Source organism: Labrys monachus (genome assembly GCF_030814655.1).
GTDB classification, from domain to species: Bacteria; Pseudomonadota; Alphaproteobacteria; order Rhizobiales; family Labraceae; genus Labrys; species Labrys monacha.
The window spans coordinates 6,289,556-6,303,544 of the sequence record NZ_JAUSVK010000001.1 but is presented as its reverse complement, the minus strand read 5'-3'; the positions used below and the strand labels follow the sequence as shown (position 1 = coordinate 6,303,544).

10 protein-coding genes are annotated in these 13,989 nt (G+C 71.6%); 2 read left to right on the top strand and 8 right to left on the bottom strand.

The window, feature by feature from the left end:
• Positions 1-52: 52 nt before the first annotated feature.
• The 4 genes from J3R73_RS28735 to hemC form a co-directional block, all read right to left on the bottom strand.
• Positions 53-1,669 (bottom strand): heme biosynthesis protein HemY, encoded by a 1,617-nt coding sequence (locus J3R73_RS28735; RefSeq protein ID WP_307435503.1) that lies wholly within the window; start codon positions 1,667-1,669, stop codon positions 53-55.
• Positions 1,670-1,676: 7 nt separating this feature from the next.
• On the bottom strand, positions 1,677-3,197 hold the full coding sequence (locus J3R73_RS28730; RefSeq protein WP_307435500.1) for a COG4223 family protein: 1,521 nt from the start codon (positions 3,195-3,197) through the stop codon (positions 1,677-1,679).
• Positions 3,198-3,299: 102 nt separating this feature from the next.
• A complete protein-coding gene (locus J3R73_RS28725; protein WP_307435497.1) occupies positions 3,300-4,001 on the bottom strand; it encodes a uroporphyrinogen-III synthase in 702 nt (233 codons plus the stop codon).
• A 3-nt stretch (positions 4,002-4,004) separates the two neighbouring features.
• Positions 4,005-4,946, bottom strand: a complete 942-nt coding sequence (gene hemC, locus J3R73_RS28720; RefSeq protein WP_307437776.1) for a hydroxymethylbilane synthase — start codon at positions 4,944-4,946, stop codon at positions 4,005-4,007.
• 207 nt (positions 4,947-5,153) lie between these two features.
• On the opposite strand from hemC, the gene tsaD reads away from it, so the two are divergent.
• Complete coding sequence (gene tsaD / locus J3R73_RS28715; RefSeq protein ID WP_307437772.1) at positions 5,154-6,245, top strand: tRNA (adenosine(37)-N6)-threonylcarbamoyltransferase complex transferase subunit TsaD; 1,092 nt, start codon at positions 5,154-5,156, stop codon at positions 6,243-6,245.
• Positions 6,242-7,240, top strand: a complete 999-nt coding sequence (locus J3R73_RS28710; RefSeq protein ID WP_307435494.1) for an NAD(P)H-dependent glycerol-3-phosphate dehydrogenase — start codon at positions 6,242-6,244, stop codon at positions 7,238-7,240. The genes tsaD and J3R73_RS28710 overlap by 4 nt, the downstream gene beginning before the upstream one ends.
• A gap of 32 nt (positions 7,241-7,272) precedes the next feature.
• Here the strand turns inward: J3R73_RS28710 and J3R73_RS28705 are convergent, their stop codons facing one another.
• The 4 genes from J3R73_RS28705 to acs all read right to left on the bottom strand — a co-directional run bounded on the left by J3R73_RS28705 (position 7,273) and on the right by acs (position 13,818).
• A complete protein-coding gene (locus J3R73_RS28705) occupies positions 7,273-8,229 on the bottom strand; it encodes a tyrosine recombinase XerC (protein WP_307435491.1) in 957 nt (318 codons plus the stop codon).
• A 140-nt stretch (positions 8,230-8,369) separates the two neighbouring features.
• Positions 8,370-9,638, bottom strand: coding sequence for a multidrug effflux MFS transporter (locus J3R73_RS28700; protein WP_307435488.1), 1,269 nt, complete (start codon positions 9,636-9,638; stop codon positions 8,370-8,372).
• 190 nt (positions 9,639-9,828) lie between these two features.
• Positions 9,829-11,622 (bottom strand): chloride channel protein, encoded by a 1,794-nt coding sequence (locus J3R73_RS28695; RefSeq protein WP_307435486.1) that lies wholly within the window; start codon positions 11,620-11,622, stop codon positions 9,829-9,831.
• Positions 11,623-11,871: 249 nt separating this feature from the next.
• The gene (gene acs / locus J3R73_RS28690) at positions 11,872-13,818 is read right to left on the bottom strand and encodes an acetate--CoA ligase (RefSeq protein WP_307435484.1); all 1,947 of its coding nucleotides are present in this window, start codon (positions 13,816-13,818) and stop codon (positions 11,872-11,874) included.
• Positions 13,819-13,989 lie beyond the last annotated feature (171 nt).

Below are 13,989 nucleotides of genomic sequence, written 5' to 3'. Positions count from 1 at the left end.
TGCGCAGGTTGTATCGGCCGGGCGGGCACGTCAAGATTGGAGGGGTGGTCCGCTACCCGTTGATCGGAAAGCGGACCACCGTGTTCGCCTTGTCGGGGCCCGTGCCCGGATCGTCCGGCACCGGATGCGAGGGCAGCACCGGCGTGATCGGCGCCGCCCGCCGTGCCAGCGGCTTCAGCGGCTCGACCTTGGCCGCCTCCGCCTTCGGCTCCGGAGCGGCCGGCTCGGCTGCCGGCGGCGTCTCCGGCGCCTCGGGCGGTTCGGCCGGGGCGAGGGCGTCCTGCACCGCCGCCGGCGCCACGACTTCGGCCTCCACCAGCCGGGGCTGCTCGGGTTCGTCGATATCCGCGAGCACGTCGTCGGCATAGCTGTCCGTCGGGGCGCCGAGGCGCTCGACCGGCATCTTCCATTCGAAGGCGTCGAGATGACCGGTCACGGGCGATGCCGGCAGCCACACGTCCGAGACGACGCCGTCGGCGGTCCATGCCGGATCGCGCGGCGCGCGGACGGCGCGCGAGAGCCATTCGCGGACCTTGCCGGTGGAGCCGTTCTCGGCTTCCTCGATCTCCGCCATCAGCAGGCAGACGCGCTCGGTGGCGCCGGAGGCGAGGAAGGGCGTCAGCGAGGAGCGCGCCAGGGTGAAGTCGCGCGCCGCCAGGGCGGCGCGGGCGAGGGCCACGCCGCTCTCGGGACTGCCGGGGGCCTGCGCCGCCAGCGACTGGATGCGGGTCAGCCGGTCGCGCGCGGAATCGCCGAGCCGCACGTTCATATAGGTTTCGGCGATATCGGGATGGGGCGACAGGCGCCAGGCCGCCTCGAGGATCTTCGAGGCCTTGCGGATCTCGTTGCTTTCCGAGAGCAGCCGCGCCGCCATCACCGCCGCCGGCACCAGGCCGGGCGCGAGCTTGAGGGCTTCGAGCAGGCTGGCGCGCGCGCCGGCCCGGTCGCGTTCCGCCTGCTCGATGCCGCGGGCGGCCAGCAGCACGGCGCGATGGCGCCTCGCAGTGTCCTTGTCGATCAGGCGATGGTCGGCATTGCGCGCCAGGGTGGCGAGCGCGCCGGCCCAGTCCTTCTCCAGCGATTGGAATTCCAGGAGGGCGGTGCCGGCCCAGGGCAGGGTCGGCGACGTCTTCACCGCTTCGGAGGCGAGCATGCGGGCGGCGCGGGCGTCGCCGCGGCGGCGCGCCTCGACGAAGAGCCCGCGCAGGCCGAGCGGCCGGGTCTCCGGATCCTCCAGCATCAAGCGGAAGGCGGCCTCGGCGCCGGCGCGATCGCCCGACAGCTGCGCCGCCTGGGCTCGGAGCAGCAAAGCGAGCGGCTCCGAGCCGAGGATTTTCTCCGCCTCGGCCGCCTGGCGCTGCGCCCGGCGCACATCGCCCGAGCCGACGGCGATCATGCCCTGGGTCACGGCATTGAAGCCCCTCGACCGGCGCCGGGTCCGGAAATAGCCGGACAGGGCGGCGGGCGACCGCAGCAGCCAGCGCAGCAGGCCGACCAGCAGCACGAGCAGCGCGACCAGCGCGAGGAGGGCGATGGCGGCGACGGTCAGCGTCGTGCGCACATGCCAGTGCTGGAAGGTCAGCACGACGTCGCCCGGACGGTCGGCCAGCCAGCTCAGGCCGAGCCCCGCCAGGGCGATCGCGACGATGATGACAATGATACGGAGCATCAGCGCCTCACGGACTGGAGAATTTCTGGAGGGCCGCGGCGGTCTCGGCCTGGATCACGTCGAGGGCGCCGAGCGCGCTGCCCGCCTGGGCGAGCCATGCCGCCCCGGCCTGCTGTCCGGCCTCCGGCATCGCCTTGAAGACGGCGACGGCCCCGGCGAGGTCGCCGCGGTGGAGGGCGTCGGACACCTTCTGCACCGGCGCCGCCGGATCGTCCGGCGAGCCGTCGCCTTCGCGGGTGATGACCACGACATGGCCGAGGCTCGACATCAGGCGGTCCATCACGCCGGCATCCGCCGGCGGCGACGGCGGCTTGGGGGTGAGGGCCGCCACGATCGCGGGCCTGACGGCGTCGAAGCTTGCGGCGAGCGTCTCGGTCGAGGGAACGCCGGTCGCCGCGAGGGCCGCCAGCGGCGCGAGGGCATCGGCATTGCCGCCGATGGCGGCGGCCGTCTTCAGCTCCGGCTCGAACGGCCGGCCGTCGCGCACCGCCTGGGCGACCTCGGCGAGCGCCACCGCATAGGCCGCCGCCTTGTTGGAGGCGGCGCTGGTCGAGGCCGCGAGCGCTGCCACTTGCTTCTGTGTGTCGCGCAGACCGGCCTGGACCTCGGACGCCGCGGCTGCTGCGGCGGCGGCCTTGTCGCCCACCGGCGCGATGGCGGCCTCCTGGGCCTTGGCCGCCTCGTCCAGCGCCGCATGCAGGCTGGCGATGTCGGCTTCGGCCTTGGCGAGCCGATCCGCCAGCGGACCGGCGTCGCCGGATGCCGCGGCGGGCGCCGTGCCCGCCGGGGTGGCGGCCGCGGACTTCTGGGCCTCGCCCGCCAGATTGAGGGCGTCGTTGGCGGCATCGCGCGCCGCTTTCGCCGCATCCTCGGCGGCGGCCGCGCGGCTCATCGCCTGGTCGGCCGCCGATTTGTTGGAGGCGATGTCCTGCTCGGCCGCGGCGAGGCGGGGCGAGAGGTCGTCATTGCTTCGGCCGAGAGGCACGAGGCCGGAGGAAACCGCCGCCAGCACGAGGACGGCGCCCGCGACGCCGCCGGCCAGCGCGGCGAGCAGCAGGGGGAGCCTGCGCTGCGGGGGCGGCGTCTCGAAGATGTCGAGCTTCGGCGCCGGCTGCACCGGCGGGGCGGCATGGTCTCCCGCCGTTTCGGCCGCCGCGTCCGCGGGCGCGGTCGCCGGCTCTTCGGGCGTTCCGGCATCGACGGCCGCTCGCGGCGCGTCGGACGTGTCGAGCCTGGGCTCGGCCTCGCCTTCGGGACCGACCGCTGCCGCCGTGGCCGCGTCGGTGTCCGGCGTTTCGCCTGCCGCCGGGGCGGCCGGCTCCTGCGGCGTCTCGCCGCTCCAGGGGCCGGGCTGGCCGGGCTCGCCTTCGGCCTGCGGGTCGCCTTCGGCGGGCGCGCCGGCGCTCTCCGGCGCCGCGGCGGATGATTCGGTCCGTATCTCGACGGCATTCAAATCGAGCGTCGTCGGGCGGACAGCCATGCTCTTCTGCCGTGCCTGGCCGCCCGCCGTGTCGTCTTCCCGTACCATGCAGACCTCATGGGAACTGATATCGCCCAGCCTATATCACGAAACCGTATGGCGCTAATCGGGCGGAGGCCCGCCCGGTCCGTCCGTGCCGCCGATTTCGGTTCAGATCAGGTCGAGCAGCGCTTCCTCCTCCGGGAGCGGCGCGGACGCCACATGCCCGGCGCCGCTCTCGGCCAGCACCGCGGCGACCTTGGCCGAGAGGCAGAGATGCCGCAGGCCGAGCGCCGCCAGGGCGGCGGGGCCGCCGGCGCAGGCGATGAACGCCTCGGCGGTGCGGGCCGAATAATGCAGCACCGCATCGATCCCCCCCGCGGCGATCGCCTCGGCCGTGGCCGGCGCGAAGCGCTCGGCCTTGTGCGCTTCATAGACCACCGCCAGCCGGACGTGATGGCCGTGCGCGGCGAGGGCGGCGGGAAGGTCGCCGCTGCGGTCCGCTCCCGCCAGATAGAGGATGCGCCTCGGCGTGGGCCAGGCCCGCGCCGCGTGGTCGAGGAGGGCGTCGAGGTCGCGGCCCGTCGTCTCGACGTCGGCGAAGCCGAGCGCCCGCGCGGCGGCGGCGGTCCGCCGCCCGACGGCGACCAGGGGGATGGCGAGCAGGTCCGCCAGTTCCGGCCGGTGCCGGATCGCCGCAAGGGCGTTGCCGCTGGTGACGACCACGGTGTCGAACGGACCTTCCGGCAGCGCATCGTCGCGGGGGGTGACGGTCAGCATCGGATCGATCAGCGCCTCATGGCCGCGCTCGGCGAGCGCCCGTGCGGTCTGGCGCGATTCCTCGATCGGCCGGGTGACGAGGATGCGGGCCAAGCGTCAGGTCCCCGTGAAGAAGCCGGGGCCGCCGCGCGTGCGCAGCTCCTCGCCGGCCGAACGGCCGAGGGCTTCGGCCTCGGCGAGGGGCCCGCTGCGCGCGGTCTCGTGCGCCTCGCTGCCGTCGGGCTTCAGGATGAGGCCGCGAAAGCGGACGGTGCCGCCCTCGATGCGGGCATGGCCGGCGATGGGGGTACGGCAGGATCCGTCGAGGACGGCGAGGAAGGCCCGTTCCATCCTGAGCGCCAGATGCGTGTCGGCATGGTCGATGGCGCCGACGAGCCGGTTGGTCGCGGCATCGTCCGCCCGCGTCTCGATGCAGATCGCGCCCTGCCCGAGCGCCGGCAGGAAGCTCTCCTCGCTGAGGATGGCGCTGGCATGATCGAGCATGCCGAGGCGCTTCAGTCCGGCCACCGCGAGCAGCGTCGCGTCCGCCTGTCCTTCGGCGATCTTGCGCAGGCGCGTTTCGACATTGCCGCGGAACAGCATGGTCTCGAGATCGGGGCGCAGGCGCTTGAGCATCGCCTGGCGGCGCAGCGCCGCCGTGCCGACGACGGCGCCGTGCGGGAGGGCCTCGATCGAGGCCACCCCCGGCGCGATCAGCGCGTCGCGGACGTCCTCGCGCTCGAGGAAGGCGCTGAGGACGAGCCCGTCCGGCAGCAATGTCGGCATGTCCTTGGCCGAATGCACCGCAAGGTCGATCTCGCCGTCGATCAGCGCGCGCTCGATCTCCTTGGTGAACAGCCCCTTGCCGCCGGCCTCCGACAGCGCCCGGTCCTGGATCATGTCGCCGGACGTCCGGATGACGCGGATCTCCAGGCGCTCGGGCGCGATGCCGTGGGCGCGCGCCAGCAGCGCTCGGGTCTCGCGGGCCTGGACGAGGGCGAGGGGGCTGCCTCTCGTGCCGAGGCGGAGGAGGATGGACAAGGCAGGATTTCCCGGCAGGACGGAAGGATGGACCGCGCTGCTTTGCCGAAGAATTGCCGGGGTGTCAAAGGCCGGGGCTCGCCGAGGCCGCGCGGGTGCCCGGATTCGCGGCGCCGGCCGCGCACACGCGCCGGTGGAGCGCCGTGGAAAGCACTGCTTCATTTGGCGGCGGGCATGCTTTACGATGACGCCCTGTCTTCCCTCATCGGTATCGGCGTATCCCAAATGCTCGTCCTCGGCATCGAAACCACCTGCGACGAAACTGCGGCGGCGGTCGTCCTGCGCAACCAGGACGGCGAGGGCGAGATCCTGTCCAACATCGTGCTGTCGCAGATCGCCGAGCATGCCGCCTATGGCGGCGTGGTGCCGGAGATCGCCGCGCGCGCCCATGCCGAGATGGTCGACCACGTCATCGAGCGGGCGATGGACGAAGCCGGGATACGCTTCGACAAGCTCGACGCCATCGCCGCCGCCGCCGGGCCCGGCCTGATCGGCGGCGTGATCGTCGGCCTCACCACCGGCAAGGCGCTGGCGCTGGCGCTCAACCGGCCGCTCGTTGCCGTCAACCACCTCGAGGCCCATGCGCTGACGCCGCGCCTGACCGACCACGTCGCCTTTCCCTATCTGCTGCTGCTGGCCTCCGGCGGCCATACCCAGCTCGTCGCGGTGCGCGGCCTCGGCGACTATGTCCGCCTTGGCACCACCATCGACGACGCCATCGGCGAAGCCTTCGACAAGACGGCGAAGATGCTCGGCCTCGGTTATCCCGGCGGCCCGGCCGTGGAGGCCCAGGCGATGAGCGGCGACGCGACGCGGTTCGCCTTCCCGCGGCCGATGCAGGGCCGGCCCGAGCCGAATTTCTCGCTCTCCGGCCTCAAGACGGCGGTCCGCCTCGAAGCCGAGCGCCATGCCCCGCTCGCCGCCAAGGATGTGCGCGACCTCTGCGCCTCGTTCCAGGCCGCCGTCGTCGACATGGTGGTCGACCGCACGCGCGTCGGCCTGCGGCGGTTCCGCGATGCCGCCGGGCAGCCGACCGCCCTGGTGGTGGCGGGCGGCGTCGCCGCCAACCGCGCCATCCGCCGCGGCCTGCAGCGCCTCGGCTCGGAAGTCGGCCTGCGCCTGGTGATGCCCCCGGTGGCGCTGTGCACCGACAACGGCGCCATGATCGCCTGGGCCGGCGCCGAGCGGCTCGCCGCCGGCATGACCGACGGGCTCGATTTCAGCCCCCGCGCCCGCTGGCCGCTCGATCCCAACGCGCCGGGATCCGGCAAGGGAACGGGCGCCAAGGCGGTGGGCCTCAAGGAAGCCAGGGCGTGAGCGCTGCGCGCGGGGCGGTCGTCGGCGTCATCGGCGCCGGCGCCTTCGGCACGGCGCTCGCCTGCGCCCTCGCGCGGGCGGGATGCGCCGTCCGGCTGTGGGGGCGGGACGCCGCCCATATGGCCGAGCTGGCGCAGGAGCGCCGCGTGCCGCGCCTCGGCGGCCTCATCCTTGCCGAGACGATCCGCCCGACGGCCGACCTCCGCGAGGCGGCCGCCGCCGAGGCGCTCGTCCTCGCCGTGCCGACGCAGGCGCTTCGCGACGTCTGCCTGCAGCTCGGCGGCCTGGCGGCGCCGGACATGCCCCTCATCCTTGCCGCCAAGGGCATCGAGCGGCGCAGCGGCGGCTTCGTCTCGGATATCGTGCGCGAAACCCTGCCGTCCTGCGTGCCGGCCGTGCTGTCGGGGCCCGGCTTCGCCGCCGACATCGCCCGGGGCTTTCCGACGGCGCTGACCCTGGCCTGCGCCGACGGCGCCCTCGGCGCCGCCCTGGCGCGAATGATCGGCTCGCCGGCCTTCCGCCTCTACCACACCACCGACCTGCGCGGCGTCGAGATCGGCGGGGCGGCCAAGAACGTGCTGGCGATTGCCGCGGGCGTCGCCGCCGGCCGCGGCTTCGGCGAGAGCACCGTGGCGGCACTGCTGGCGCGCAGCTTCGCCGAGTTGACCCGGTTCGGCCTCGCCTTCGGCGGGCGAGCCGAAACGCTGGCGGGCCTGTCCGGCCTCGGCGACCTCATCCTGACGGGAACCTCGTCCCGCTCGCGCAACCGGCGCTTCGGCGAGGAACTCGGGCGCGGCGCCGGCGTGGAGACGGCGATCGCCGAGGTCGGCCTCGCCGAGGGGGTCTGGACCGCGCCGATCCTGGCCCGCATGGCGGCGGAGAAGGGGGTCGACATGCCGGTCGCCGCCGCCGTCGCCGATCTCGTCGGCGAGGCGCGCGTCGGCATCGATGCGGTGATCGAGCGCCTGCTCGCGCGTCCGCCGCGGGCGGAGTAGGGCGGCGGATCCGCTGCCCCGCGCGAGGTGTCCTACGCCCGCGCCCGTGGATGGGCCGCCTGATAGACCCGCATCAGCTCGCTGGCGTCGACCTTGGTGTAGACCTGCGTGGTCGAAAGACTGGCATGGCCGAGCAGTTCCTGGATCGAGCGCAGGTCGCCGCCGCGTCCGAGCAGATGGGTGGCGAAGGAGTGGCGCAGGGCGTGCGGCGTGGCGCTGTCGGGCAGGCCGAGCGCGCCGCGCAGGCGCTGCATCGTGAGCTGGACGATGCGCGGCGACAGCGGCCCGCCGCGCGCGCCGACGAAGAGCGGCCCGTCCGGCCCTGTTTCATATGGAACAAGGGCGAGATAGGCCTCGACCGCCTGCGCCACCGGCGCGATGATCGGCACCGACCGCATCTTCTGCCCCTTGCCGGTGACGGTGAGGCTGTCGCGCCCGCTCACCGGCGCATCCTTGCGGGCGATGCCGAGCGCTTCGGAAATGCGCAGCCCCGCCCCGTAGCACAGCGCCAGCACGGCGGCGTCGCGGGCGAGGATCCAGGGTTCGCGCAGGTCCCCGCTGCGGCTTTCGGCGTCGGTGACGCGGCGGGCGGCATCCGGCGACAGCGGCTTGGGCAGGCTCTGCGGCAGCTTGGGCCCGCGGACGGCGGCGAGCGCCGCGCTGGCGCCGTGGCCCTCGCGTTCGAGGAAACGGGCGAAGGCGCGCGCGGCGGCGAGGGCGCGCATCAGCGAGCGGGGCTTCAGCCCGTCGGTCCGCCGGGCGGCGATGAAGGCGCGCACGTCGCGCGGGGCGAGCGCGGCGATGTCGCCGAGCCCCGGGGGGGCGCCGAGATGGCCGGTGAGGAAGCGCAGGAGGGCGGTGACGTCGCGGTCATAGGCCTCGACCGTCTTCGGGCTCATGCGGCGCTCCACCGCCAGATAGGCGAGCCAGCGGCCCCTGGCGGCGGCGAGATCGGGAGCGGCGACGAGGAGCGGCGGCGAAACGGTCATGCCGCCACTCTGCACCACAAAGATGAGCGATCGGTTGAGACCGCCAGGAATTGCGTTCGAGCCGGAGCGGATCACCCATTCAACGCAGAGGTATCAAAAGAATTCTGCGATTCGTGGTGATCCGATCCGAAGATGGAACGCTATTCGCCCGGCACCATCGCGGGGGCACGGGAGGCGACGAGGGCCGGGCTCCGTCCGAAGCCGTACATGACGACCAGGCACAGCGCCGACAGCCCGAGATAGCCGCAGGCGAGCGGGAAGATCGTGCCGTTATAGGCCTCGCCGATGAGGCCGCCGATCACCGCGCCCATGATGGTGGTGACGCAGCCGATGAAGGAGGAGGCGGTGCCGGCGACGTCGCCGACCGGCTCCATCGCCAGCGCGTTGAAGTTCGGCAGCGTCAGGCTGAGCAGGAAATGGGCGATGCCCATGGTGATGCCGAACACCAGCAGCGGCGGCCGGCCGTCGAAGAGATAGGCCTCGGCCAGCAGGATGGCGGCCATGACGGTGAAGCCCGCCATGCCCGCCCGCGACAGCTTGTGCATGCCGAGCCGCTTCACCAGGCGCGAATTGGTGAAGGAGGCGATGCCCATGCAGATGGCGATCATCCCGAAGGCGAGCGGGAACCACGGGCCGAGCTTGTAGATGTCGGTCTCGAAGATTTGCTGGGCCGAGCCGACATAGGTCATCAGGCAGCCCATGGCGAGGCCCATGGCCAGCATGTTGGTGAGCGAGGCGCGGTTGTTGACGACGCGTCCGATGCCGAAGGCGACCATGGCGATCGACAGCTTGCGGCGATATTCGGGATGCAGCGTCTCGGGCATGCGCAGGCCGAACCAGATCGCCACGGCGATGACGAGGCCCAGCATGCTCACGAAGATGTAGTGCCAGCTGCCGAGGATGAGGAAGGCGCTGCCCATCGCCGGCGCCACCACCGGCACGACGATGAAGATCATCAGCGTCAGCGACATCACCCGCGCCATGTCGCGCCCGCTGTAGCGGTCGCGGATGATGGCGATCGACAGCACCCGGGCAGCGGCGCCGCCCATGCCCTGGACCGCGCGCGCCAGCAGGAGCGTCTCGTAATTGGGAGCGAAGATCGCCAGCACCGTACCCGCCGTGTAGATGGCCAGCCCGATCATCAGCACCTTGCGGCGCCCGATCGTGTCGGAGACCGGGCCCCAGACCAGCTGCATGATGCCGAAGCCTGCCATATAGGCGGTCAGCACCAGCTGCATGCGGTTGGGATCGGCCACGCCGAAGGTCGAGCGGATCGAATCGAAGGCGGGCAGGAGATTGTCGATGGAGAGCGAAACCAGCCCCATCATCAACGCAATAACGAGGACGAATTCCAAAAACGACGGTTCGGGCGCCGGCTTGGAGGCCGGTGCGGCAGGCAATCTGGACATGAAAGGCTCAAATGCACGGTAGGCTGGCGGGGGGCAAAAATGCGGCGCTCAGACCGGCGTCCATTTAGCATGGCGATCGTGACTAAAAGGTGATTTTTTTGCCACATCGGCGCAAAACCAAGCAAATGCTGCCCAGATATGCGATTTTTGCGGGTGTCGCCGATCGCGTTCCCGGACCGGCCGGTTGCGCTCAGACCCCCTCGCCTGCGAGGTCGCGCCGGGCCCGGTCGGCCTCTTCGGCATAGCGGCGCAGGGCATGGGCTTCCGAGAGCAGGCCGACGACGCGCTTGCGCGCATCGACGACGGCGAGGGCCTCGGCCTCGCAGGCCTCGATGCGTCGGGCGGCGTCCTTGAGCGTCATCGACGGCGACAGCGTGTCGGTGCGGTGGGTCAGCAGCCCGTCGACCAGGCCGCCGGCCTGGCCCTCGAAATTGACCTGATAGGCGTCGGCGACCCGCACCAGCCCGGCATAGGGACCGTCCGGCCCGTCGACCGCCACGACGTAATGGGTCGAGCCGAGGGCGTGGGCATGGCGGAACGCGCCGAGGGACATGGTCCGCTCGACCGTCGGCACCGGCGTGCGCATCACCCGGGCGACGGTGAGGTCGCGCGCCCAGCCGACGTCGTGGGCGCTGCGGATGGCCTCGCCGCGCAGATGGAACCGCCAGGTGGCGAAGGAATAGCCGAAGGTCTCGCGCACGGTGATGGTGGCGACGATCACCGCCATCAGCACGGCGACGGTGAGCTGGAAATCGCCGGTCATCTCGAGGACGAGGAAGCTCATCGTCAGCGGCCCGCCGACGATGGCCGCCGCCAGCGCCGCCATGCCGGCCAGCGCGGCCGCATGCGGCGCCAGGCCGGGCGACAGGGTGACGAGGCTGACGCCGGCGAGGAAGAACTGCCCGAGCAGGGCGCCGAGGAAGAGCGAGGCGAAGAACAGGCCGCCGCGAAAGCCCGATCCGAGCGAGATCGCCGAGGCGAAGGCCTTGAGCAGGATCAGGCCGCCGAGCAGCAGAAGGGGCTGCGGGGGTTCGGCCAGCAATTTCATCAGGGCACCGTGCCCGGAGGACAGCACCTGCGGCGTGACCAAGGCGAGCAGGCCGAGCAGCAGGCCGCCGATGGCGGGCATGAAGCCGATCGGCAGCCGGATGCGCCGGAACAACGTCTCGGACAGCGCCACGCCCTGCATGATGGCGATGGCGCTGCCGGCGCAGAACAGGCCGAGGCCGCACAGCGTGGCGACGCCCGAGGCATGCGGCTGGAAGGCGGCGCCGACGGCGAACTGGTAGGGCTCCAGGCCGAGCACATGGGTGACGATGGTGCCCGTGATCGCGGCGGCCGCCACCGGCGCCAGGGTTCCCACCGCATAGGAGCCGATGATGATCTCGAAGGCGTAGAAAGCGCCGGTGAGCGGGGCGCCGAAAGCGGCGGCGATCGCCCCCGCAGAGCCGCAGCCCACCATCAGGCGCATGTCGGCCCGCCGCAGCCGGAAGGCGAGGCCGAAGCGGGCGGCGAAGCCGGAGCCGAGCTGGGAATAGGCCGCCTCGAGGCCGACGGAGGCGCCGCAGGCGTTGGAGATCAGCGTCTGCGCGCCGACGATGAGGCTGCCGCCGAGCGACATCCGGCCGCCATGCAGCGCATTCGCCTCGATCGGGTCGACGGGACGGCGGGCGTGGCTGCGGGCGAGGACGAGATTGAACAGGCCGAGCGCCAGGCCGCCGAGGACGGGCACGGCCAGGACGAGCGCCGCCGGCAGGCTCTCCATGCCGCTCAGCCTGTCGCCGGCCTTGAGGCCGAAGAACAGTTCATGCGCGATCTGCGCGCTGCGGCTGATGACGAAGACGGCGATGCCGGCGATCGCGCCGCACAGCGCGGCCATGATGACGAGCCCGCTCTCGCGGCGGCGCACGATGCCCCGCAGCCAGGCGGGGACCGCAGTGGAGGAAGGGGGCTGGGTGTCGTCGCTGGAAGGCAGAGCGGGCATGAACAAACGCGGATGCCCCTGCCCCAGTGAAGGAGAGGGGGATGTCGAGATGGCCGATGATGGAGAATGTTTAGTCGCTCGCCACCAAAGACAAAAGCCCGCCCGCGACGCAAAGACGTCTATTTCGACCGCGAATTGTAATAATAATATCGATGGATTTTCTATGCCTTGACTCGGCAGGACCGCGCGTCGGCGCGTCGGGCCTCGCGTGCCGGCTGCGACGCCGGCACGCGGGATCGGGCGCCCGCTCTATCGATCGATCTTGTTGCGACGATTGGCGATGAGGTCGTCGACCACGGCCGGATCGGCGAGGGTCGAGATGTCGCCGAGCGCGCCGAAATCGTCCTCGGCGATCTTGCGCAGGATGCGGCGCATGATCTTGCCCGACCGCGTCTTGGGCAGGCCCGGAGCGAACTGGATATGGTCGGGCGAGGCGATGGGGCCGATCTCCCGCCGCACCCAGGCGACGAGTTCCTTGCGCAGGCCGTCATCGCCGCTGCTGCCGGCCATCAGCGTGACATAGGCGTAGATGCCCTGGCCCTTGAGATCGTGCGGATAGCCGACCACGGCCGCCTCCGACACCAGCTCATGCGCGACCAGGGCGCTCTCGACTTCCGCCGTCCCCATGCGGTGGCCGGAGACGTTGATGACGTCGTCGACCCGGCCGGTGATCCAGTAATAGCCGTCCTCGTCGCGGCGGCAGCCGTCGCCGGTGAAATATTTGCCCTTGTAGGCGGCGAAATAGGTGTCGAAGAAGCGCTGGTGGTCGCCATAGACGGTGCGCATCTGGCCGGGCCAGCTGTCGGCGATGACGAGGTTGCCCTGGCAGGCCCCGCTCAGCACCTTGCCTTCGCCGTCGACGATCTCGGGCCGGATGCCGAAGAAGGGCCGCGTCGCCGAACCCGGCTTCAGCGCCGTCGCGCCCGGCAGCGGCGAAATGAGGATGCCGCCGGTCTCGGTCTGCCACCAGGTGTCGACGATCGGGCAGCGGTGATCGCCGACGACGCGGTGATACCACTCCCAGGCCTCGGGATTGATCGGCTCGCCGACCGAGCCGAGCAGGCGCAGCGAGGCGCGCGAGGTCGCCTTGACCGGCTCCTCGCCGGCGCCCATCAGCGCCCGGATGGCGGTCGGCGCGGTGTAGAAGATCGAGACCTTGTGCTTGTCCACCACCTGCCAGAAACGGGAGACCGAGGGATAGTTCGGCACGCCCTCGAACATCAGCGTCGTCGCGCCATTGGCCAGCGGGCCGTAGACGATATAGGAATGGCCGGTGACCCAGCCGACATCGGCCGTGCACCAGTAGATGTCGTCGTCATGGTAGTCGAAGACATAGTGGTGCGTCATCGCCGCATAGACGAGATAGCCGGCGGTGGTGTGCAGCACGCCCTTGGGCTTGCCGGTGGATCCGGAGGTGTAGAGGATGAACAGCGGGTCTTCGGCGTCCATCTCCTCGCAGGGGCATTCGGCCGGCACGGCGGCGGCGAGATCGTCGTAGAAATGATCGCGGCCGGCCGCCATCGCCACCGGCGCGCCGGTCCGGCGCACCACGATGACGGAGGCGACGCCGCCCGCCTTGGCGCAGGCCGCGTCGACATTGGCCTTCAGCGGGATCTTCCGGCCGCCGCGCACGCCTTCGTCGGCGGTGATGACCACGGCGGACGCGCAGTCGGCGATGCGTCCGGCCAGCGCCTCCGGCGAGAAGCCGCCGAACACCACCGAATGGATGGCGCCGATGCGGGCGCAGGCGAGCATCGCATAGGCGGCCTCGGGAATCATCGGCATGTAGAGGGTGACGCGGTCGCCCTTGCCGACACCCTGGCTCTTCAGCACATTGGCGAAGCGCTGCACATGTCCGGAAAGCTCGCGATAGGTGATGTGCCTGGACTCGGCGGGATCGTCGCCCTCCCAGATGATGGCGGTGCGCTCGCCCCGCTCGGCGACATGGCGGTCGACGCAGTTCCAGGCGACGTTGGTGGTGCCGTCCTCATACCAGCGGATCGACACGTCCGGCGCGTAGCGCGTGTTCTTGACGAGGGTGTAGGGCTTGAACCAGCCGATGCGCTTGCCGTGTTCGCCCCAGAATGCCTCGGGATCGGCGACGGAGGCCTCGTACATCGCCTGGTAGCGCGATTCGTCGACATAGGCGCTCGCGGCCCATTCCGGCGGGACGTCGTAAATCCGGGCTTCCGACATGGCTTCCTCCGTCATTCCTTACGCGAGCCGGCGTTGGGGCCGGCTGTTTGTTCCCGCGCGACGCCGGCCGGGCGGCCGGCCTTGCGCGCACCGATGTCGGCGCTGCCGTCGGGCCGGCGCACCGTTGCGACACAGGCTTAGGCAAAGCCGCGCCCGCCTGCAAGAGAGCGA

What these genes read in the sequence shown, in the direction of transcription:
- J3R73_RS28695 (WP_307435486.1), bottom strand. Translation starts at nt 11,622, where the DNA reads ATGCCCGCTCTGCCTTCCAGCGACGACACCCAGCCCCCTTCCTCCACT.
- tsaD (WP_307437772.1), top strand. Translation starts at nt 5,154, where the DNA reads ATGCTCGTCCTCGGCATCGAAACCACCTGCGACGAAACTGCGGCGGCG.
- J3R73_RS28730 (WP_307435500.1), bottom strand. Translation starts at nt 3,197, where the DNA reads ATGGTACGGGAAGACGACACGGCGGGCGGCCAGGCACGGCAGAAGAGC.
- J3R73_RS28700 (WP_307435488.1), bottom strand. Translation starts at nt 9,638, where the DNA reads ATGTCCAGATTGCCTGCCGCACCGGCCTCCAAGCCGGCGCCCGAACCG.
- J3R73_RS28705 (WP_307435491.1), bottom strand. Translation starts at nt 8,229, where the DNA reads ATGACCGTTTCGCCGCCGCTCCTCGTCGCCGCTCCCGATCTCGCCGCC.
- J3R73_RS28735 (WP_307435503.1), bottom strand. Translation starts at nt 1,669, where the DNA reads ATGCTCCGTATCATTGTCATCATCGTCGCGATCGCCCTGGCGGGGCTC.
- acs (WP_307435484.1), bottom strand. Translation starts at nt 13,818, where the DNA reads ATGTCGGAAGCCCGGATTTACGACGTCCCGCCGGAATGGGCCGCGAGC.